The sequence below is a fragment of the Chitinophaga sp. 10T418 genome, from assembly GCF_056394125.1.
This window is the reverse complement of sequence record NZ_JBFTHG010000014.1, coordinates 95,769-117,661: the sequence shown is the minus strand read 5'-3', so window position 1 is coordinate 117,661 and position 21,893 is coordinate 95,769. Positions and strand designations below refer to the sequence as shown.

20 protein-coding genes are annotated in these 21,893 nt (G+C 45.7%); 17 read left to right on the top strand and 3 right to left on the bottom strand.

What is annotated here, in order from left to right; translation table 11 throughout:
- The first annotated feature begins 3 nt into the window (after positions 1-3).
- From AC1DCV_RS30525 to AC1DCV_RS30510, 4 genes are all read left to right on the top strand, one after another.
- Positions 4-1,266, top strand: a complete 1,263-nt coding sequence (locus tag AC1DCV_RS30525) for an ABC transporter permease (RefSeq protein ID WP_477026713.1) — start codon at positions 4-6, stop codon at positions 1,264-1,266.
- Between the two features lie 3 nt (positions 1,267-1,269).
- Positions 1,270-1,953 (top strand): ABC transporter ATP-binding protein, encoded by a 684-nt coding sequence (locus AC1DCV_RS30520; protein WP_477026712.1) that lies wholly within the window; start codon positions 1,270-1,272, stop codon positions 1,951-1,953.
- A gap of 75 nt (positions 1,954-2,028) precedes the next feature.
- Positions 2,029-2,970: a hypothetical protein gene (locus tag AC1DCV_RS30515; protein ID WP_477026711.1), complete on the top strand. Its 942-nt coding sequence runs from the start codon at positions 2,029-2,031 to the stop codon at positions 2,968-2,970.
- Between the two features lie 126 nt (positions 2,971-3,096).
- Entirely contained in the window at positions 3,097-3,810 is a 714-nt protein-coding gene (locus AC1DCV_RS30510) for a hypothetical protein (protein ID WP_477026710.1), read from the top strand.
- 46 nt (positions 3,811-3,856) lie between these two features.
- On the opposite strand, the gene AC1DCV_RS30505 is transcribed toward AC1DCV_RS30510, so the two are convergent.
- Entirely contained in the window at positions 3,857-4,495 is a 639-nt protein-coding gene (locus AC1DCV_RS30505) for a MarR family winged helix-turn-helix transcriptional regulator (protein WP_477026709.1), read from the bottom strand.
- Between the two features lie 124 nt (positions 4,496-4,619).
- Here AC1DCV_RS30505 and AC1DCV_RS30500 point away from each other — a divergent pair, with 124 nt between their 5' ends.
- Together AC1DCV_RS30500 and AC1DCV_RS30495 are read left to right on the top strand one after the other, a co-directional pair.
- Positions 4,620-5,084, top strand: coding sequence for a hypothetical protein (locus tag AC1DCV_RS30500; protein WP_477026708.1), 465 nt, complete (start codon positions 4,620-4,622; stop codon positions 5,082-5,084).
- Between the two features lies 1 nt (position 5,085).
- Complete coding sequence (locus tag AC1DCV_RS30495) at positions 5,086-5,457, top strand: DoxX family protein (protein WP_477026707.1); 372 nt, start codon at positions 5,086-5,088, stop codon at positions 5,455-5,457.
- Positions 5,458-5,725: 268 nt separating this feature from the next.
- Here the strand turns inward: AC1DCV_RS30495 and AC1DCV_RS30490 are convergent, their stop codons facing one another.
- The gene (locus tag AC1DCV_RS30490; RefSeq protein WP_477026706.1) at positions 5,726-6,415 is read right to left on the bottom strand and encodes a type 1 glutamine amidotransferase domain-containing protein; all 690 of its coding nucleotides are present in this window, start codon (positions 6,413-6,415) and stop codon (positions 5,726-5,728) included.
- A 194-nt stretch (positions 6,416-6,609) separates the two neighbouring features.
- Here AC1DCV_RS30490 and AC1DCV_RS30485 point away from each other — a divergent pair, with 194 nt between their 5' ends.
- The 11 genes from AC1DCV_RS30485 (at position 6,610) to AC1DCV_RS30435 (ending at position 20,840) form a co-directional block, all read left to right on the top strand.
- On the top strand, positions 6,610-7,176 hold the full coding sequence (locus tag AC1DCV_RS30485) for a Crp/Fnr family transcriptional regulator (RefSeq protein ID WP_477026705.1): 567 nt from the start codon (positions 6,610-6,612) through the stop codon (positions 7,174-7,176).
- Positions 7,177-7,319: 143 nt separating this feature from the next.
- Complete coding sequence (locus AC1DCV_RS30480) at positions 7,320-7,757, top strand: MarR family winged helix-turn-helix transcriptional regulator (protein WP_477026704.1); 438 nt, start codon at positions 7,320-7,322, stop codon at positions 7,755-7,757.
- 15 nt (positions 7,758-7,772) lie between these two features.
- Positions 7,773-9,002, top strand: a complete 1,230-nt coding sequence (locus AC1DCV_RS30475; protein WP_477026703.1) for an MFS transporter — start codon at positions 7,773-7,775, stop codon at positions 9,000-9,002.
- Between the two features lie 19 nt (positions 9,003-9,021).
- Positions 9,022-10,056 (top strand): hypothetical protein, encoded by a 1,035-nt coding sequence (locus AC1DCV_RS30470; protein WP_477026702.1) that lies wholly within the window; start codon positions 9,022-9,024, stop codon positions 10,054-10,056.
- Between the two features lie 222 nt (positions 10,057-10,278).
- Entirely contained in the window at positions 10,279-10,791 is a 513-nt protein-coding gene (locus tag AC1DCV_RS30465) for a hypothetical protein (RefSeq protein WP_477026701.1), read from the top strand.
- A gap of 77 nt (positions 10,792-10,868) precedes the next feature.
- Positions 10,869-11,417, top strand: a complete 549-nt coding sequence (locus AC1DCV_RS30460) for a sigma-70 family RNA polymerase sigma factor (RefSeq protein ID WP_477026700.1) — start codon at positions 10,869-10,871, stop codon at positions 11,415-11,417.
- A 74-nt stretch (positions 11,418-11,491) separates the two neighbouring features.
- Positions 11,492-12,544 carry a FecR family protein gene (locus AC1DCV_RS30455; RefSeq protein WP_477026699.1) on the top strand — a complete coding sequence of 351 codons (1,053 nt, stop codon included), beginning with the start codon at positions 11,492-11,494 and terminating at the stop codon, positions 12,542-12,544.
- 81 nt (positions 12,545-12,625) lie between these two features.
- Positions 12,626-16,081, top strand: a complete 3,456-nt coding sequence (locus AC1DCV_RS30450) for a SusC/RagA family TonB-linked outer membrane protein (RefSeq protein WP_477026698.1) — start codon at positions 12,626-12,628, stop codon at positions 16,079-16,081.
- A gap of 22 nt (positions 16,082-16,103) precedes the next feature.
- Entirely contained in the window at positions 16,104-17,804 is a 1,701-nt protein-coding gene (locus tag AC1DCV_RS30445; RefSeq protein WP_477026697.1) for a SusD/RagB family nutrient-binding outer membrane lipoprotein, read from the top strand.
- Between the two features lie 36 nt (positions 17,805-17,840).
- A complete protein-coding gene (locus AC1DCV_RS30440; protein WP_477026696.1) occupies positions 17,841-19,196 on the top strand; it encodes a PhoPQ-activated pathogenicity-related family protein in 1,356 nt (451 codons plus the stop codon).
- A gap of 12 nt (positions 19,197-19,208) precedes the next feature.
- Positions 19,209-20,840, top strand: coding sequence for a glycerophosphodiester phosphodiesterase family protein (locus AC1DCV_RS30435; RefSeq protein ID WP_477026695.1), 1,632 nt, complete (start codon positions 19,209-19,211; stop codon positions 20,838-20,840).
- Here AC1DCV_RS30435 and AC1DCV_RS30430 read toward each other — a convergent pair whose 3' ends face one another.
- Positions 20,841-21,698 carry a glycerophosphodiester phosphodiesterase family protein gene (locus AC1DCV_RS30430; RefSeq protein ID WP_477026694.1) on the bottom strand — a complete coding sequence of 286 codons (858 nt, stop codon included), beginning with the start codon at positions 21,696-21,698 and terminating at the stop codon, positions 20,841-20,843.
- Positions 21,699-21,893: the final 195 nt, after the last annotated feature.

Here is a 21,893-nt window from a genome sequence, read left to right as displayed (position 1 = left end):
GCCATGAAAATACTAACGGACTTACAGCTGGCAGCATCCATCGCACTTACACATATGCGCAGCCGGCTCAAACAAACCATCGTTGCTACGGTAGGCGTTACCATCGGCATCACGGTATTTGTATTTATGGTGAGCTTTATTACCGGCTCCAATGAATACATCCGGGCAATTGCGTTTGATCAGTCTCCACACCTGCGCCTGTACAATGAAGTACAGACTACGCCCGGTACCATCCTCGACAACGTGTCCACCAGCACCATCAACGTAGTAGAACACGTAAGGCCCAAAGATGTGTTGTCGAGTTTGAAAGACGGTAAACATGTGGTGCAAACACTGGAACAGGATCCACGCATCAGCGCTATCTCCGGCTCCATCCATACACAGGTGTTTTACCGGTTGGGTTCCAGCACTATCAATGGCATCATGAACGGTATTGAATTCGAGGCAGAAAACAGCTTGTTTAATCTGCAATCCAAACTGATAGATGGTAGCTTCAAGGAACTATCCACCCTGCCAAACAGTATTGTAATGGGGGTTGGTCTTGCTAAAAAACTGAATGTAAAAACCGGCGACCGGCTGGCGTTGACAACAGAAAATGGCAACAGTTTTTATGTCACCGTGGTAGGTACTTTTAAAACCGGGATGACAGACATCGACAAACAACAAAGCTATGCCAGTTTGAATACGGTACAACGCTTTCTGGGCGTACCTGCTGCCTATATCACTGATATCAGAATCAAATTGCATGATATGGAGCTGGCGCCACCCCTGGCACTGGAGCTGGAGCAGAAATACGACTACCAGGGATCTGACTGGAAACAGGACAATGCCGCCATTCTACAGGGCGACGTATTACGCAGTATGATCGTATATGGAGTAGCCGTTACCATTCTGCTGGTAGCAGGTTTCGGCATCTTTAATATCCTCACCATGATGATCTATGAAAAAATGAAAGATATCGCCATCCTGAAAGCCATGGGATTTTCTGATGCAGATATCCGTTGGATATTTCTCATTCAGGCACTGATCATTGGTATCACAGGGGCTTTACTGGGACTGGTATTCGGATTTCTCTGCTCCTGGGGTGTTTCTAAAATGCCCTACAAAAGTGATGTCATGATTACCCTGGATCATTTGCCGGTGAGCTTTGACATGATGTATTATATCACCGGATTCTCTTTTGGTATTATCACCACTACCCTTGCGGGATACCTGCCATCACGTAAAGCATCCCGGGTAGATCCCATCACCATTTTAAGAGGCTAAACCATGCAGCTGATATCMATTAAAAATGTCAATAAATATTTTCTGCAACCGGCAAAAATGCAGGTGCTCACCGATGTAAGTTTTGATATAGAGAAAGGGAAGTTCATTACTATCACCGGCAAATCCGGTAGTGGCAAGTCTACTCTCTTGTACCTGCTATCTACCATGGACAGGAACTTTGAAGGCAGCATCTGTATTAACCAGGCAGAAATGCACGGGAAAAGTAATCCCTGGCTGGCCGATTTCAGGAATCATCATATCGGTTTTGTATTCCAGTTTCATTACCTGTTGGCGGAATTTACGGTATTGAAAAACGTGATGCTGCCCGCCTTGAAGCTAAGAAAATACAGTCCTGTTGAAACCGAACATCATGCTATGGAGTTATTAAAACTCCTGGGGGTAGCCGACCAGGCGCATAAGCGGGCCTCCCTCCTTTCCGGCGGACAACAACAACGGGTAGCCATTGCCCGCGCACTCATCAACGAACCACTGATCATCATGGGAGATGAGCCAACCGGTAACCTCGATAGTTATAATTCAGCCGTGGTATTTGATCTGTTTAAAAAACTATCTGCAGAAAAAGGACAAACGATCCTGATGGTAACACATGATGAAGAAATTGCCGCCAGGTCCGACCAAACCATTCACCTGGTGGATGGTAAAGTAGATGCCATCACAAACCGGTAAATGATAGTAGTGTTGAACAACCCTCCTGTTTTTTTGTAGATAGTACAGGAGATGTCATCACGCTAAATAATGAAGATGAAAACAATCTGCTTTCCGTGGCTTTGGATCTGCCTGTTCGGCTGTTGGCTGCAAGCCTGTAAAACCGGCCAGGTCATCAATAGTACAACACTGCATATCACGGGTGACTACTGCGCGCCGGCTGCGCCGTATAGTCACCCTGCTTCTATCCCGGTTAGCAATACCGATTCACTGTTGGCCGCCAATAAAGGCATGCCGCCGCATGAAATACTGATGGCCAATGCCACCGGTACGCTTGCGCTTATACAACGCCTGAAAACGTTCGTAGCCGATAGCTCGGTGGCCGGCAGTATGAGGAAGACAGAAATCAGATCGCAAATCCATCACCGGTTGTTACTGGCCACCATGGAAATTGCAGGCGTAGCCGCTGAACTGGATTGCGAAGGAGAAAAAGCGGATCAACTGGCCCGGTACCTGGATAATTTCAACAGTAAGAGAAACACCCGCTTAACCGTAGCGTCTATTATCGTTGGCGCCATTACGACTATTGCTACTGTGGCAATCAAAAACGATGGCCCGCAGAACACTGTGGCGATCGGCGGCGGCCTTTTATCTGCCGGGCTGGGCACCATGACGATTAATGCTGCGCGTAAGAAAATGACGTTAACGCATGAACGAAATGTATTGCATGATATCTGGTACACGCCAGATACTTCTGCTATTTATCCATCCTTCACCTGGTATATACTCACAGAAAAACATTTCAGCAACAGCGGACAGTTTTCACTGGCGGCGAGCATCCGGAAACGCTGGGAGAAATATGATCTTGACGGGCCTCTGAGCACTTCCGATGAACAACTTTTTTTCGGACGGGGTGGCACGTATAAAGCGGATAACCTGCATACCCGCGCCTCCATGCTAAATGAACTGCAATCTACCGTAAGATCTGTCAACCAGGACCTGCAAAGATTTGCACAATACCTTGGAACGCTGGAATAGTTCATCTCCGACTACTATTATTTTTCCCGATTGCGTAAATCATTTTCCTCATTGGCTCCCGAATCCTATCCCCGGAGTGGTAATTTTGCCGCTGATTATTCTCATTACTATATAAATCAAATACGAATGAAAAAATTCCTGTTTTCTGTTATTTTATGCTGTAGCCTTCAAACCCTGTTTGCCCATGCCCTTTGGATAGAAACCATTACCACCGGCAAAATCGGGCAACCACAGGAAGTAAAAGTTTTCCTGGGTGAATATGCAGATAACCAGCGCGACTCTATACAAAACTGGTTCAGCAATATGACTGCATTTACACTGTACCTGGTTACACCAGACGGACAAAAAGAAGCGCTGACTGTTGTGCCGGATGGCAATCATTTCAAGGCTACGTTTACCCCTAAGGTAGCGGGTACACATGTTTTATCGATCGATCATACGGTGCAGGCTGTTTATGGAGAAAGTAAGATTCATTACTATGCCCTGGGATTGGTGAAAGTGAACGGTTCTCTGAAAGGCCTTGATAACGTGCAGGGTTATACGGATTTTGCGCTGCTGGCAAATCATAGCAAAGCCCCCAAACTCCACCAGCCGGAAAAGGTACAGTTGAGCTACAAAAAGGCAGCGCCTGCAGAAGGCGAGGTAACTGTTCAGTCACCTGAAGGATGGGCTAAAAAATTCAAGACCGGACAACAGGGCGATATTACTTTCTCGCCAGCATGGCCTGGCCGTTATATGTTGGAAGGTACTTATACAGAAGCCACCAGTGGGCAGCATGAAGGTAAAGATTTCAAAAGTGTTTGGCATTGCGTTACTTACTGCATGGATGTAGCGAAGTAACGATCTGCAGGAGGGCATCGGCCATACCGATGCCCTCCTGTATTAATTATTCTTCTTCCCCCAATACAATCTCCCTGTAAATTTCCTCAAAATCTTTCCCTTTATGGGATTGCCAGATACCGGTGAATTTCGACTCCACTCCCTTCAGTAATTGAAAACATAATTGTTTATCATCTTCTGTCAGGTCATGAAACATGATCTGCGCCAGTTGACTGATCCGCTTTCTGCAGGTCACCAGCACCTTTTCTCCTTTTGATGTTACTTTCAATCGTTTGGAGCGCTTATCTTCTTTATCGTCATATTCTGCCAGGTAGCCCAGTTTCTTCAGGCGGTTCAGCTTATCAGTACCGGTAGAGAGTTCCTGTAGCGCAGCATAGATCGCCTCCGTTTTCCGGGGTTCCTTTAATTGCGCTACTGTGTTGAGCAGGGAATACTCATCCATGTTATTAATACCGGTGCCATCCAGGGCGGCCACTGTATAAATGCTATGCAGCTTAAAAATCCGGCCTACGGCACGCATAAGTACGCCATCACTGCTAACAGGAAGAAAACGGCCTACGGGCGGGAATTCCACCTCTTTTTTTGCATTGGCCAGGTAGTGCCGGCAAAAATCTTCCAGGGTGCTTTCCGGATGATTATCATCAAAAGCTCCCCATGCTGTAATAAGCGCCACAGCTTTGTTCATGTAACAGTTGTATTATTTCCGAAGCAATATTATAAAAAATACTTCGGAAATTTTGTTTTTACTGTAATTCCGTTATACATTTACATAAATTACTTCGGTATTATTATAAATAAATATCCAACAAATGTCAACACAACACCTTTATCAAAGCCTGGTCGTTCTACACCTCATAGGATTCCTCCTCTTCGCAGGATCCACCATTGCTGACTTCATCGGCATCAGACAGTTCTGGAAACAATATGCACTGGACACCACCAAAGCACCAGCGGTATTACAGGCCATGTCTTTTTTCCCCATCATCATGCGCATAGGTATCGGGATAATCATTATTTCCGGCATAGGCATTATGTTCATGACCAGTGGTGTATACGGCGAGCAGATCTGGTTCCGGATCAAGTTTGGGCTGGTACTGTTAGTGATCGCCAATACCCTGTTTGTCGGGCTACGGCAGCGGGCCAAACTCAAAAAAGCATTGGTAGCCGATACAGGGATTCCTGAAAAAGTGAAAGGCAACTTACACCTGTTTCATCTCACGCAAGTTGTTTGCATTTTTATCATTATCCTGTTAAGCGTTTTTAAATTCAACTAACATGAAAAAAGACAAAATCATATATTGGATAGCGACGGCAATTCTCACAGGGGTGATGTTGTGGAGTGCCTATAACTTTGCTTTCAACCCGGAAATGAAAGATGCTTTTGCACATTTTGGTTTGCCCAACTGGTTCCGCATAGAACTCACCATCGCTAAACTATTGGGCTCCATGGCATTACTGATTCCGTTTGTACCTGCCAGGCTGAAAGAGTTTGCCTACTTTGGTTTTGGCATCACCCTCATCTCAGCAGCGGTGGCGCACTTATCCAGTGGCGATAGCATCCTGATTGAAATAGGTCACTTAACATTTTTTGCCAGCCTGGTGGTTTCCTATTTATATTATCATAAACTCCATCCGAAACTGGCGTGATGATGACTTCCAGGCGTCAACTGGTTTGCCAATGATCTTTTTATGCAAGTGGCACTATCCGTAACATACAATTATTTTCTCCTGCTACGGGTGTTGTTCATGCGCGAAAAGGAGATACCATTCACTTTGCTTTTAGATATTTTGAGGGTATTGACAAGATGCAGATAAACGCTGACATCTCCCTTAATCTGAAGGTATATAAAGAAATGAAAAAGCGTGCTGTTCTGATGACCAGGACAGCACGCTTTTTTTAAGAAATGACCAGGCTTTATTTTCCCTCCAATGCAGCGATCAGTCTCTCTCCTACTAATTTAGCCGAAGCAGGATTCTGTCCTGTTATCAGGTTGCCCGCTGAAACAGCAAATGGCTGCCAGTCGGCCCCTTTTACGTATTCCGCGCCTTTTTCTTTCAACATATCCTCCAGCATAAACGGCACTTCATGCGTAGTTTGCCCTGCTACTTCTTCACTATTGGTAAACCCTGCTACCTGCTTTCCTTTGATCAGGGGCACACCGCTTTTATCTTTTACATTTTTCAATGCGGCTGGAGCATGACATACCAATACTACTGGTTTGCCTGCTTCATAAAAAGCAGAAATCAATTTAATCGATAATGCATTCTCCGGCAGATCCCACATAGGACCGTGACCGCCCGGATAAAAAACAGCATCATAATTCTTTTCCTGTACATCGCTTAATAACACCGTATGATCCAGTTGGTGCTGAGCAGCAGCATCGTTGTAAAAACGCTTTACGGCTTCCGTACTAAATTCCGGCCGGATACTTTTGGGATCAACAGGCCCCTTGCCTCCTTTGGGTGATGCGATGGTCACAGTATATCCCTGATCCGTTAACTGGTAATAAGGCGTAGCCAGTTCTTCTATCCAGGTGCCGGTTTTGTTACCCGTACTTTTTACTTCGTCAAAAGACGTTACTACGATTAATATTTTCTTTTTCATATGAGTTGTTTTACTTTGACTGTATCCCTGAAAACCAATAAAGAAGCAGAGCAGCAGCCATATACCTTTTTTCATTTGTTTAATTTTCACCAAAATTGGCACATAATCTCTGCCTGAAAAAGGAACCAGATCACTATTAAATAGTGATCCAGATCACTTTAAACATTATTTTGCGCCCGAAAAACAGCATCATTATGAGTATCGCATTAAGACGGCATATGGAAGCCATTGTACCGTTAACGGATGCAGAGTTTGAGCATATCCTTTCTTACTTCACCATTAAAAAGTTAAAGAAGCACCAGTTTCTGGTACAGGAAGGCAATGAGGTATTACACGAATATTTTGTAGTCAAAGGGTTACTAAAAGCTTCCTATACCAATGAAACGGGGAAGGAACATATCTTACAGTTTGCGATGGAAGACTGGTGGATCACCGATTACCAGGCATATGTAAATCAAACCAGGGCCACGCTCAATATTGATTGCCTCGAAGAAACCACGCTGTTGTGCTTTTCTGCCGAAAACAAAAAAAAGCTATGCGCGGAATCGCATAAAGTAGAACATTTTTCCAGGATGAAAACCACCTCCGGATTTGTGGCGCTCCAACAAAGGATCCTAACGCTCTTAAATAACGATGCACAATCACGCTATGAGCTACTGCTGGCACAGTATCCCTTATTGTTTCAACGGGTACCCAAATCTTTGATTGCAGCTTACCTGGGTGTATCGAGGGAAACGCTGAGTCGCTTTTCGGGGAAGTAAAAAGCCAGATCATACGTTGAATAGGTGCATCCATTATCGCCTTCATTAAAATAGCTTAACAAGTATCTATCTTCCCTACTATACCAACTTCACATGAATATCTTATCTTTATAAGGTAAACTTATAACTTTACCTTACAAATCATGCCATCCAAAAATCAGGATTTACTGGCCGCCCAGCTCCGTCCCCTGCTGGCAAGACTCATCCGCAAGCTGAGAAAGCTTTCGCCGGCTAATGAACAGCTGTCGCAAAGTGAGCGCTCCGTGCTGGTGTTGCTGGACCAGCACCAACAGCTGCTTTCAGCAGAACTGGCGGTCATGGAAAAAATGACGCCCCAATCTATGGGCCAACTGCTCCAGCATCTTGCTGCCCTGGATTTAATTACCAGAACACCCTCTGACAGCGACAAACGGAAAATACATATTTCATTGTCGGCTGCCGGCAAAGAACGGATACAAAAAGTAAGACGGGAACGCGATGAATGGTTGAGCAAGGCCATTGCCAATGTATGTACAAAAGAAGAGCAGGCCATCCTGCAGGCAGCATTGGCTCCTTTGGCCAGACTGGTGGATTATGAGTAAAAGCGCCGATAAAAAATGAACATCAGCACCTTCAATGCATTTAAAAGCCGCAATTACAGGCTATATTTCAGCGGTCAATCCATTTCCCTTATTGGTACCTGGATGCAAAAAACGGCCGTCAGCTGGGTAATCTATTCCCAGACCCATTCTAAATTTATGCTGGGGCTCACCCTCTTTGCGAGCATGTTCCCCTCCTTTGTTTTTTCTTTCCTGGGGGGCGTCGCATCTGACCGGTACAACCGTTACAAGCTATTACTACTAACACAGGTGGCCTCTATGGTACAGGCCATTTTACTGACGGTTTTAATTTATTTCCAGCATTACTCCGTGTGGGAGATCATTGGCCTGAGCGCCTTCCTGGGCGTAATCAACGCGTTCGATGTACCCGCCCGGCAGTCGCTCGTATATGAAATGGTGGACAATAAAGCAGATCTCCCGAATGCATTGGCGCTGAATTCTTCCATGGTAAACCTTTCCCGGCTGATAGGCCCTGGCATAGCTGGGTTGGCACTGGAAAAATTCGGGGAAGACATTTGCTTCGGCCTGAATGCTCTTAGTTTTATTGCCGTAATAGGTTCCCTCCTGCAGATGAAGCTACCCACCTATACACCTAAAATACGCACCAAAAATATAGCAGGTGAACTGAAAGAAGGGTTTACCTACATCCGGGAAACGCCGGCCATTTCTTTAATCTTATTAACCCTGGCCTCCATTAGCTTGCTGGTACTGCCTTATACCACGCTGATGCCGGTATATGCCAAAGATATTTTTAAAGGTACTGCTTCTACCTTTGGGGTGATAGACAGTGCTATCGGGCTGGGTGCCTTCTGTGGCGCCATTTTCCTGGCTTCGCTGAAACCGGGAAAAAACTTAAGAAAAATACTGGCCATCAATACGCTGATTTTCGGCGCCGGCCTCGTATTATTTTCTCATTCCACCTATTATCCCATTGCGCTGATATTTGCTACCCTCGCAGGTTTCGGTATGATGTCACAGATCACTATCAGCAACACCCTCATCCAAACTACAGTAGACCCTTCCATGCGCGGACGTGTGATCAGCTTTTACGCGATGGCATTTTTTGGAATGCAGCCACTCGGCGGACTCCTCGTAGGCGCGATGTCTCAACTGATTGGTACGCCCAATACGGTTTTGCTGCAGGGTGTTATCACCATCGGCATAGGTGGTTTGCTGTTCAGGCGACTGCACATGGAACAACCCCTGCAAGTAACAGTCAATTCCTGAATGGATTATATTTGTCCGTATGTTAACCAGCTACAAAACTTTATTGATTACCTGTCTTTGTATTTTCTTTTCACTCCTCACCCACGCACAAAACCTGCAGGGTGTATGGAAAGGCTATACGGCCATTGATTATGATGGCTGGGCTGGCATGGATGGGATCTACATCCTGCAACTGCAGGAAACAAGCCCCGGCCAGTATACCGGCACTTCCTGGTTTTATGAAACTCCCACCCTCTATGGAGAATTGACTGTTGCGGGGCTGCGGAATAATAGCGCAGGTAACTGGCTTTTTAAAGAAACAAAATTCAATCAGCTCACCATCCCCAAAAAATATAGTGCGCGCCTCGCAGATCTCAGCCTGAAATGGTTTGACATTGACGGGGAAATAGTGCTGCAGGGCAGCATTACTTCCTATTCAAAATACACAGGAAAAATACATAGTAAAAGATTCATCCGGCTATCCAAACTCACGGATACGGAAATTGCCCAACTGAAATTACCTGGCAGTGGTAAGTCGATCAGCCAGGTATTGACGGATAAAACATCCTTATCAGCTGATGCCACACCACCAGTGAGTAGCGTATTGACAAATCCCCAAACCACGCCCGCTGACACTAAAAGGCTAACGACTGCCGACAACGGCAAACCACTCATCATAACACGTACAACGCCAACCGACAGCAGTGCTATCAGCAAGCGCAGGAACAGTTTGCAGGGATCTTACCAGATCAGCGATCCCGCTATTGACATCAACCTGTACGATTACGGCACTGTCGATCACGACACTGTCACTGTTTATTTTAACGGCGTCAAAGTAGCAGACCGGCAGGAACTGACCGCCAAATCGCTGCGCCTTCAACTGATGGCCGACCCCGGCAGAGAAGTACAGGAGCTCATACTGCACGCCAACAACTTAGGGGACATTCCTCCCAATACCGCCAAAATGATTATTTTAACGAGCGATAAACGTTATGAATTAAAAGTATCTTCTTCAGAAACCGAAAATGCGATGATCCGTTTCCGTTATACTCCGGCAAAGGATAGTAAACAGTGATAATCAATCTCAGCCTTTTTCTCCGACACAAACAACTAACAGCGTCTTGGGATGGATAAGGTAACCTTATTGCGCTCTGGAGACGTCTGGAAAATAAATAAGTATCGCCCCCCCTTTGTGAACTAATTGTTACCCCGTGAGGGATTTCCCATTTCCAAACGAATACATAACAGGAAGCTTCCACACCAATTCATCATCCCTATCATTTAACTTAAAAAAGTTATGCGCAATTTTATACCTGTAAAAGCACTCATACTGTTGGTAGCAGGACATCTGCTGACAGTGTCCTGTAAAAAGAATAAGGATGCTACTCCTGAAAAATCACAGAAATACGGACAGATAGCGGGTAAATGGCAACAAAAGGATATTGTATTTGCGGTGCCGGTGAAACTGGGCGGACAAAATATTCCTGCAGGTACCAGTATTATTGCATTGGCGCCACTGCTCGGCCCTGCCGGTGCTTTATTTACCTGCACCAAAACAAACAGCTACCAGTTCGGCACCGATGGCAACTTTGCCATTACCGGTTGTACACAACTGATACTGCCCACTGCCGGCAATGCAGGCACCTGGAAACTGGATGTACACGATGCGGTATTTTTACTGACTTCCCAAAAGGGTGATAATGATCCGCACTGGATTGAAAATATCAGCGACTCTACCCTCGATCTGTCAATTACTGTAACTATTCCCGGAGTGGCTACTGCACCTCTGGTATTGAAACTGAAGAAGTAAGGAAGGGTTAAAATAACAATAATATAATCAGTAATTCCTTGTATCTTGTTTAGGTCCATTAGATATTTGCGATCATTATGGAAAGTATCGTACAGGATATAAAGAATGGAAATATCGAAAGTTTTAAAATGATATATCAACAATATCATACAAAACTTTATTTCTACGTATTGAAATGTACACACTCTGTTTACCTGTCTGAAGAAACTGTACAGTTATCTTTCATACTACTTTGGGAAAGAAGGGAAAAACTATCAACAAATTTTAATATCTCTGCACAGCTATTCCGTATAGCCAAAAGCGTGATGACAGACCTCCTGCGCAAGCAACAGGTCAGGAACAGGCATACCGAGTCGATGGTCCGCGATACACCGGACTGGCATATGGAAACAGATCTTACCGTGAAAGAAGAATTAAAGCGGGTATATAACAGTATTGAACAATTATCTCCCATCAGGAAAAATGTGTTTAAACTAAGCCGCTTTGAAGGACTTCCACATAAAGAGATAGCCAAACAGTTATCCATCTCCCCAAAAACAGTTGAAAATCATATTGTACGGGCTATCCGGCAGTTAAAAGACTCCCTGTTGTTATTACTCATCGCGATGGTTTCCCATCTCCTCTGACCTTTTTTCTTCTTCCAATATTTACTAATTGTTAAGCAGTGAGGGATTTACTGTTTTCAAACGAATACATAGATATGAAGCATCCAGCAACATTACTTGAAAAGTTTTTTCGGGGCGAATGCAATGAATCAGAAAAGCAGGCAGTCACCGCATATTTCGCGGAACACCCGGAAGCTTTACAACCCTGGTTAACAGAAGAAAGCTGGCATTCATTTCACCCGGATAATACTTTACCAGCAGACGTTTCCGACAAAATGCTGGCCATCATTGAAAGCCGTACGTATCAACAAAAAAAGGTAAAAACAATCTACTATAAATGGATCGCTGCTGCCGTGCTGGGTCTTGCCTTCACCGGCTTCTTATGGAGCCGCTATGATAAAGCACCCTCAAAAACAGTAGCCACTATTGCTCCGCCAGTTCAACCGGCCGCTGCACCCGCCGTGTATCAGCAACAGGTGAATAATACCCGGAAAATAATGCCCCTCCATTTAAAGGATGGTAGTGTGGTGGAGCTGGCGCCAGGCAGCCGGATAAAATACCTGCCATCATTTGCAGGTACCGGCAGGGAAATTTTTTTAACGGGAGAAGCATTATTCAAAGTAGCTCCCGACAAAGAAAAACCATTTACCGTGTATGCGGGCAACCTCGGTACTACTGCGTTGGGCACCGTATTTAAAGTAACCGCCTGGGGCGCCGGTAAAGGCCCTATCCGGGTGCAACTGATCAGCGGCAAGGTAATGATCAAACCAGACAGCGTATCGGGTAGTAAAGGGGTAAAAACCACTTACCTGTTACCCGGTCAGGATCTGTCCTTTGATCCGGTTAAAATGATCGCTGTAGTCAACCAGGTCAATAAAACACTGGTGGCCGCCAACAAAAAAATAACGATGAAGCCCGAAAAAGAAATATTTACTTTCAGCAATGAACCGCTGGCAAATATTTTCAGGTTAATGTCGGAAAAATATAAGATCACTATTCAGTGCCAGGAAAGTACGCTGACAGACATGAGTTTTACAGGAGTTTTCGATAGTAGCAAAGAGTCACTAACCGATTTTCTGTCTACCATCGCCACGTTAAACAACCTTACTATTAAGCAGACAAACAATGTTATTTACATAACACAATAAGCAGAACATAACAGTCCATACTATAGCTATTGCGGCCTGAAAAGGCTGCACGTGATTCCTTTTGCCTAAAAATGAAATATTATGCGTGTAAACATCCGACCATCCCGAAAAGATCGTCCCACCAAAACGATTTGGTTGCTCCTATTATCGCACTTATGTATAGGTAGCCTGCTGGCGCAAAACACACATCCTGCTGCCATCGGAATTATTAAAAGTGATAATAATGAAATCCTTGCCCATGTAATGGTAAGGGTGGAAAATGCAGATAACAATATATTGGCCAACACCACTACCAACGAAAAAGGCATTTTTACGTTTGCTAAATTACCCGCCGGTGGCCCCTATCGCTTCATCTTCACGCATATCGGTTACGTAACAGATACCCTCAAAGGCTATACGATCAACGACTCCAGTAAGTTGTCGTTGTCCTTAGTCCTGAAAAAAAAAGTAGAAGAGTTAGAACAGGTACTGGTCACCGCGCTGGGCATTAAAAGAGAAAAGAAAGCATTGGGCTACTCCGTAGAAGAATTGGGCGGCAAAGAATTCAACCGTGTCACACAGGAAAACCTGTTAAATGCGATGTCCGGTAAAGTAGCTGGTGTCACCATTAATGCAACAGGTGGTACCGGCTCCTCTGTGAGCATGATCATACGCGGCGCCACCTCCCTGAGCAGCGATAACCAACCCCTGTTTGTAGTGGATGGAGTACCCCTTGCCAATACCGTCAACAACATCAGCCAGATTGGTAAAGATAATATGGTGGATTATGGCAACGCCATTTCCGACATTAATATGGACAACATCGAAAGTGTGACCATACTGAAAGGTCCCAGTGCTGCGGCCTTGTATGGCTCCCGCGCCGGCAACGGCGTTGTACTGATCACCACCAAAACCGGTAAAAAAGTTAACCGCGCCACAGTGAATGCATCTATCAACACGGTATTTGACATCCCTTATAAATTCCTGAAATGGCAAACCAGGTTTGGCTCCGGACAGTTCTCCGGCATCCCGGTTTCCCGTAGTGGTAATTTACTCACCAACCCTTTTGGCACTGTGATATCGGAAAATATTGATGGCACCTTCGGTGCAGAGCTGGATATGGGTTATGAAGAAGTACAATGGAACAGTCCCAAAGATAAAAATGGCAAACCGATACCGATGCCTTTGGTATCACACAAAGACAATGTGAAAAATTTTGTCAACACCGGCATGACGACCACCACCAGCGTTTCCCTGGCTAATAACAACGACAAAATTGCTTATCGCGTGGGATATGCCAACATGACCAACAAAGGCATTATCCCTAATACCGACCTGTTTAAAAATGCGCTGAACCTGAACTCCAGCTTACAGGTAAACAAAAAATTAAGCCTGAGTACCAACATTGATTTCAGCCGCACCAATTCCAATAACCGCCCTGCCGGCGACAGAGGCGCCAATCCACTGCAGGCAGTATACAGTATTTCTCCCCACATCGATGTGCGCGATCTCAGAGACTACTGGATGCCCGGCCAGGAAGGACTGCAACAACGTACACAAGCCAACGGCGTATTCAACAACCCTTACTTCCTCGCGAACGAAGTGAAGAACGGATTCGTGAGAGACCGTGTATTCGGTAACATCAGGGCCGATTGGAAAATCCTGCCATCCCTCAGTTTCATGGCCAGATATGCCCTTGATACCTATGGTGAAAAAAGAGAAACAAAAATTTCCAACAGCTACCTGAACAATCCCGGTGGCGCATACGGTATTATCAATATCAATAACTACGAACGCAACATCGACCTGCTGTTAACCTACAAAAAAGATATCCGCGATTTTGACTTCTCCATTTCTGTGGGAGGAAACAAACGCTATCAGACAGGCAAAAATATTACTACCTCTACCAAAGACGGCACAGGATTGAATACGCCAGGGGTGTACACCATCCAGAACATTGCCCCTCAAAACCTGAACTATAGCAGCAGCATGTATGAAAAAGGTGTGAACAGCATGTACAGCATGGTCAACCTGGGATATAAGGGCATGGCCTACCTGGACGTGACCGGTCGTACCGACTGGTCCAGTACCTTGCCTGAAGCAGCCGCCTATTTTTATCCTTCTGCATCTCTTAGTTTGCTAGTGAATGAAATGGCAGGTATCACCTCAGATAATATTAACATGATCAAAGTAAGAGGTGGCGCCGCCCAGGTGGGTAACGATGCTGCTCCTTATCAACTGTTAGGTACTTTATACAATGCGGGCGCCTGGGGCAACATTCCCCGGCTCTCTACTTCCGGCAACCTGCTCAATCCTTTTCTCAAACCGGAAATAGCCACTTCCTTTGAAGGCGGAGTGGATGTAAACCTGTTTAAAAACCGTCTACGCATAGCCGCTACCTATTACGTGGTAGAAAATAAGAACCAGATCTTCAGTCCCAAAACTGCACCTTCTTCCGGCTATTCTTCCCGCAACATCAACGCTGGTTTGTTAAGAAGCAGGGGCATAGAATTAACCCTTGGCGGCACACCGGTACAGCGGAAAAACTGGAGGTGGGATATCAACGCCAACTTCACACGGAACAGGACCAAAATTATTTCCCTGCCCGATGATCTGCCCTACTACACACTTTGGGAAGAAGGTAAAGGCGGCGCATGGACGTATGTAGGAGAAGACATCGGCGATATTTACGATGCGCAGGTGGTAACCGTTACCGACAAATCATCTCCCTATTATGGTTATCCATTGCTGGACAATACCGGTAAATGGCAAAGTATAGATGCCATCAATACCCGCAACAAAATCGGCAACTTCAATCCGAACTTTATTATGGGATTGCAAACTACCATTACCTATAAAAGCTTTACGCTGAGCATGACCTTCGACTGGAGAAATGGCGGTGATTTTGTATCCCAGACTTACCGCTACGGAGAAGAAAAAGGAAACTCTCAACTTTTCCTCGACAAGCTCACCAACCCCGGCAATATGAAAGGACAGGAACTCAGGGATTACCTGGTGAGCCACCAGGATGAACTGATCATCCCCAGCGGCAACAAATTTCCTTTAGTGGGTGGCCCTACGCCGGAATACAACGGCTATCCGTTTGCATATGGTCCTTATGTGCTGCCTTATGGCGGTGTATTTATTCCGGGCGTKAGAGCCAAAGGTTATGATGCCAATGGTAACCCTACCGGCTATACGGAAAACCTGGGCGGCACAGGTACGCTTACACTTCCTTATGCCGGCAGCACCGCCTGGTCGTTTGCCAGGGCTTTCCTGTTTCCTGCTTCTTACCTGAAGCTGCGGGAAGTATCATTTTCTTATGAGTTACCTAAGAAGCTGATCTCTTCTGCCAAAATACAAAATGCCAGCATTTCTATTTACAGTAGAAATATTATCCTGTGGACAGCTGCAAAAATCGGCATCGATCCGGAAAATGCCTACCAGCCTTCTACCAGCGTACAAGGCTCCGGTATGCAGTTTATGCAGGGCATCGAAAGATATAATGTAACCCCCTGGTCTATACCGATGGGCGCTAAACTGAATGTCACTTTTTAAGAGCTCATTTAACTACTGCAACATGAAAACAGTTACTAAATCATTTATACTTTGCCTTGGGTTGTTAGGTGCTTCTATGTCGTCCTGTAAAAAGGATCTGATGAAGCTGAATGAAAACCCCAATGGCTCCAATCCCGCCACCATCAATCCTAACCTGGTATTGTCTACTGTATTAACGCAGGCCGGCATAGAAATCTTGACGCTGGGCTACCAGGACATGGCCGGTGTGATGCAGCATACACAGAAAGATGGCTGGACTACCACCCACAATGAATACGACTGGGGAGGCAGCAACAGTTGGACCACCTATTACGATATCCTGAGAAATAATCAACTGGTATATGACCGGGCCGTTACCTTGCAAAACGAGTTACAGCAAGGCGTTGCGCTGGTCATGAAATCGATGATGTTTGGACTGATCACCGACCTATGGGGGGATGCACCTTATTCCCAGGCATTAAAAGGGGAGCAGGGCGCTGGCGCTACTACGCCGGTATACGATCCTCAACAGGCAATTTATACCGGCATACTGGCCGACCTGGAAAAAGCCAATACCCTGCTCTCTAAGCCTAAAGGCGCTTATCCTGCCCTGATTGATGCCGTAGATGTGTATTACCAGGGCGACCCGGCAAAATGGCGCAAAATGGCCAATTCCCTCGCTTTACGCTACTATATGCGTTTGTCAGAGAAGCTGCCCAACATCGCCAAAGCAGGTATCGAAAAAATAGTGGCTGATCCTGCACAGTTTCCTGTCATCACCGATGCAGCAGATGATGCCACCATGTCTTTCCCTGGCAACAGCAATGCGGATTCCTGGCCAGCCAACGTAGTATATGATACCGATAGCAGCAACTACCGCAGGCTAAAAATGTGTAACACGCTGGTGACTTCCTTACAATCATTGCATGATCCGAGACTGGCTGTATGGGCTAACAAAGTACAGTGCTTCCTGCTGGTAGATGATACTAAACCTCCTGGCACCGGCAACGTTTATAAACCTGCAGATACGGTAGTCGCCGGCGAAAACAGGAAAGTAAGATATATTTCTCCGGATGTACTCACCTCCAAAGGGTTAACCATAAACGATATTAACCAGGATGTAAACTATGTAGGGTTGCCACCTGCCATCCCCGGCCCTGCCGTATATAATTTAAGTCCGGATGCGGCGCAGGGCTCCAGGAATCCGCATGTATCCTGGCTCAACGATATTTATAAACAGGCCAAAGGCCCCTTGCTGAAAGCCCGGTTAATATCTGCTGCAGAAGTACATTTCATCTTAGCAGAAGCCAGTGCTGTAAAAGGTTGGGCTGCCGGTGACGGGGAAACCCATTATAAAGCTGCCATACAGGCCTCTTTTAACACCTGGGGTATTGGCAGCAGTGCTGCGGCCTATCTTGCACAGGCTACTGTAAAATTCAATCATACCCAGCAACAGATCATTGAGCAAAAATGGATTGCCAGCTGGACAGCCGCCACAGAAGCCTGGGCAGACTACAGAAGAACAGGTTACCCGATATTGCATGCAGGCCCTTATGCAAAAGGTCCCGTTGTACCCGTGCGCCTGTATTATATGCTGGAAGAAAGAAACCTGAATAAAACCAATATCGCCGAAGCCATGAAAAAGCTGGAAGTAACTACCTATTCCTCCTTTGGCGCTAATGGTCCTCAAAATAGTCCCTGGTCCAAGCCATGGATTATTCAGGGCACCGGAAAACCATGGTAAGTATTATTTTTATTACGTTAAATCACTCATCCGCATATGAAGCAACTATTTTTAAAAGCCACGACCGCATTATTTGTCAACCTGCTTTTCCTGGCAGCAGCCTTCGCCCAGCAAACCGTTACGCCAGCCACCGCCCTGAAAAGCTATCTGAACAACGGAGACAACTCCTTTCACTGGGAACTCAAAGACTCCTTTACGGTCAATAATGTAAAAGCTTATAGCATCCTGCTCACTTCCCAAAAGTGGCGGGAATACACATGGACGCATCAGCTCACCGTTTTTGTTCCTCCTGCAGTGAACTATGATGGCGCCCTGTTATTTATCACCGGCGGCTCTGTGAAAGAAGGACTCCCCAACTGGAACGGACCTACGGATGAACTGTATCAGCAGATGGCAGTAGTAGCCGGCACCAACAATGCGGTAACAGCAGTACTCAGACAAACACCCAATCAGCCGCTCTTTAAAAACCTGACGGAAGATGCACTGATATCTTTTACCCTTCACAACTTCAAAGAAGATGGTGACTATACATGGCCGCTCCTTTTCCCAATGGTAAAAAGTGCCGTGCGTGCTATGGACGTAGTACAGGCATTTACAAAAGAAAAGGGCTTGCATAATATTAACCGCTTCCTGGTTTCCGGCGCATCCAAGCGCGGCTGGACTACCTGGCTTACCGGCGCAAATGATGCCCGCGTAGCAGCCATTGCTCCTATGGTTATTGATGTATTAAATATGCCGGTAAGTCTGGATTACCAGATTAAAACATGGCATGAGTACAGCATACAAATCGAAGATTATGTAAAACTCGGCATTCCCCAAACGGCGCATACCGAAGGCGGGCTGGCTATTAACACCATGATTGATCCCTATTCTTACCGTCGGCAACTGACCATGCCCAAGATGATATTCATGGGCACCAATGACGAATACTGGGTAGTAGATAATATCAAAAATTACCTGGATAGTATCCCCGGTAAAAACATGCTCAACTATACCCCCAACGCCGGACATAACCTGGGCGACAAAAAACATGCGTTCGAAGGACTCAGCGCTTTCTTTGGTACCACACTGAATCAGCAGGCCTACCCTGAATGCAGCTGGCGCACCAAAACCCGTCATGGCAAAATACAGCTCACGGCAAAGTCCAGTGCCGACAAACTGGTAGACGTGATATTGTGGTCGGCCTATTCCCCTGATCTTGACTTCCGCAATGATAAGTGGGCGTCACAAAGTCTGGGTAAAGCACATCAGTCTACCGTAAAAGTAAGCACCCCACTGCCGGCAAGCGGCTACCGCGCCTTTTATGTAGACCTGCAATACAGCAACCCCACGGGCGGCACCTATACCGTAAGTACCCGTGTATTCGTGACCGATACCAAAAAGATTCTATAATCAAAACCACACATGAAAAGACTCATCATATTCGCCGGCACCTTCCTTTTTATTTATTCCACCTTCGCGCAACAGGCAGCCTCACCGCTGCCTGTTACCAAAAATAAATTCGTGGTAATAGCGCATCGTGGCAACCATGTAACCATGCCGGAAAATACAGTAGCAGCAATAGCAGCTACCATTCAATGCGGCGCTGACTATGCAGAACTGGATCTACGCACCACCAAAGACGGACAACTGGTACTGATGCATGATGGTACTGTTGACCGTATGACCAATGGCAAAGGCAACGTTGCCGATCTTACGCTTGCTGCCATCAAACAGCTAAAGGTAAATAGTAAAGACGGCAAAGACTACCGCGTGCCTACCTTTGCAGAAGCGCTACAGGCCTGCAAAGGCAAGGTGAATATTTACCTGGACTTTAAAGACGCCGATGTAGCCGAAACGTGGAAGCAGATGCAGGCAGTAGGAATGGAAAAACAGGTCATTGTTTATCTCAATAAAAAAGAACAATATAAGCCCTGGAGAAAAATCGCACCACAAGTGCCCCTGATGAGCAGTGTACCCGATGAAATGAACAGCCCTGAACAGCTGAATTATTTCCTCGACAACATTGCACTATCGGTACTGGATAATGTTACTGACAGTGCAATGCTGACAGTAGCACGGAAACACAACGTAGCCATATGGCTGGATGCACAAACACCTACAGAAGGTCCGGCCGACTGGAACGCTGCGATGCGCAAAGGAGTACAAGGCATACAGAGCGATCATCCGGAAGCACTGGTAAACTATCTCGTTAAAAATAATCTCCGCGATGGCATCACTGGTACCGCTATGCTCCCTGCTGTGGCTACCGCCGCACCCACTTATATTACGCTGAGCAACGTTCCCTATGGTGATGCAGGTGAAGATAATATGCTGGATGCCTACATGCCGGAAAACCATAACTCGAATACCAAAATAATTGTATACCTGCATGGCGGCGGCTGGACCGGTGGTGACAAAAAAGAATTTCCAAAACAACTCATCGAAGAACTGACTGGCAGACTGCACTATGGCGTAGTATCTATGAACTATCGCCTGATCAGGGATAACAAAAATATTTATCCCGCTCAACTGGATGATGTGCGGAAAGCATTAGCTTTCATTTCTTCCAAATCTAAAAAACTGAAATTCGATGGTAGCCAGTTTGCATTGATTGGTGGTAGTGCAGGAGCTTATCTTGCCCTGCAATATGCATATGCGTGTGATAGTTTGCACCAGGTAAAAACAGTGGTGGATTTGTGGGGACCGACAGATTTCACTGACAAAAAAGTGCGGCAGGAAAATAAAGATGCAGATGAAAAAGTAGCACGCCTGCTTGGTGAACCTGATCCGGCGGCGAAAATCGCTTTTGATGCCAGCCCGTATTATCAACTTACCAAAGCAAGTGGAGTGCCTACTATCCTGTTTCATGGCGGAGAAGATCCGTTGGTGCATGTAAGTCAGGCGGAAAAGCTACACGGGAAATTAACTTCGCTGAACATTCCTACACAGTTTGAGTTGTATCCAACAGAAAAACATGGAATGGGGTTAACAGCTGCTATGGACGTATTTACAAAAATGATTACCTGGTTAAAACAATATTATCCTGCTGAATAATTATTTGTGCAGGCCTTTCTTTCGCAGGTATGCCAATAGTTTTTCCGGAAAGTTCGTCTGGATGGCGTTGGCATACTTTGCGTCTCTGATCCGCTGATCAAAGCCTCTATCTGCCTGTTGTTCCTCCATCTTATCATATTTCCCCAGTGCGTTGATCCAGATCCTTGTTCCACTGCGGGTAATGCGTTGCATCAATGAGTCAGCATAAAAAGAATCGTCTATATGGATCACCGGAAATTTACCCATTTTCAGGATCTCTCCTATCTCAGTTACGTTGTGTGCTCTCGGCATGATCGGTAATTTCGAATTCCACTCCAGGAGCTCTGTCGCAAACGGATGTTCGTAAATAAAGAATAATACCTGGTCTTCCATTTGGTGGGCGGCAATCAGCGCTACGGCCTGTTTTGCAGCCGCTTTACTGTCTGCTTTAAAGTCTACATCCACCATAATTTTCCCCTTGGTGAGCTGCAGCAGTTCTTCAAACGTAGGAATCTTTTCTTTCGTAGGCTGCCCGTTGTATAACAGTGGGAATTGTAATAATTCAGCGTAGCTATAGTCTATTATTTTACCTGTTTTACCGGTAGCACGGGTAATGTTATCATCATGCATGATGATGAGTATATGATCTTTTGTTTCCTGCACATCAATTTCTGCGATGTCGATTCCCTGATCAATGGCTTCCTGTACAGCGGCCAATGAGTTTTCCGGGTATTGGGTATGCGCAGCGCGGTGTGCCGCCACCATGATATGTTCCGGATGATGATAAAACTCATCAAGGATAGCATCTGCAGGTCTGGTTTGTTGTGCTGTTGCGGTGAGCGAAACGGTGCATAGGAGAGATAACACGAGGTATTTCATTTCATAAATATTTACCCCCAAGATACAACATACAACTCCTCATAAAAGAGAGAATATATAAAATAACAATCCCTTTTTATAAAATAGTGCGCACACAAAATTTGCCTCCGGCAGAAAAAAGCATAACTTGAAATACCTTTCCCTTCTGGTAGTGTAAACATCTTGTTCGCCGATGCCGCAAATGCGCCAGGGCCA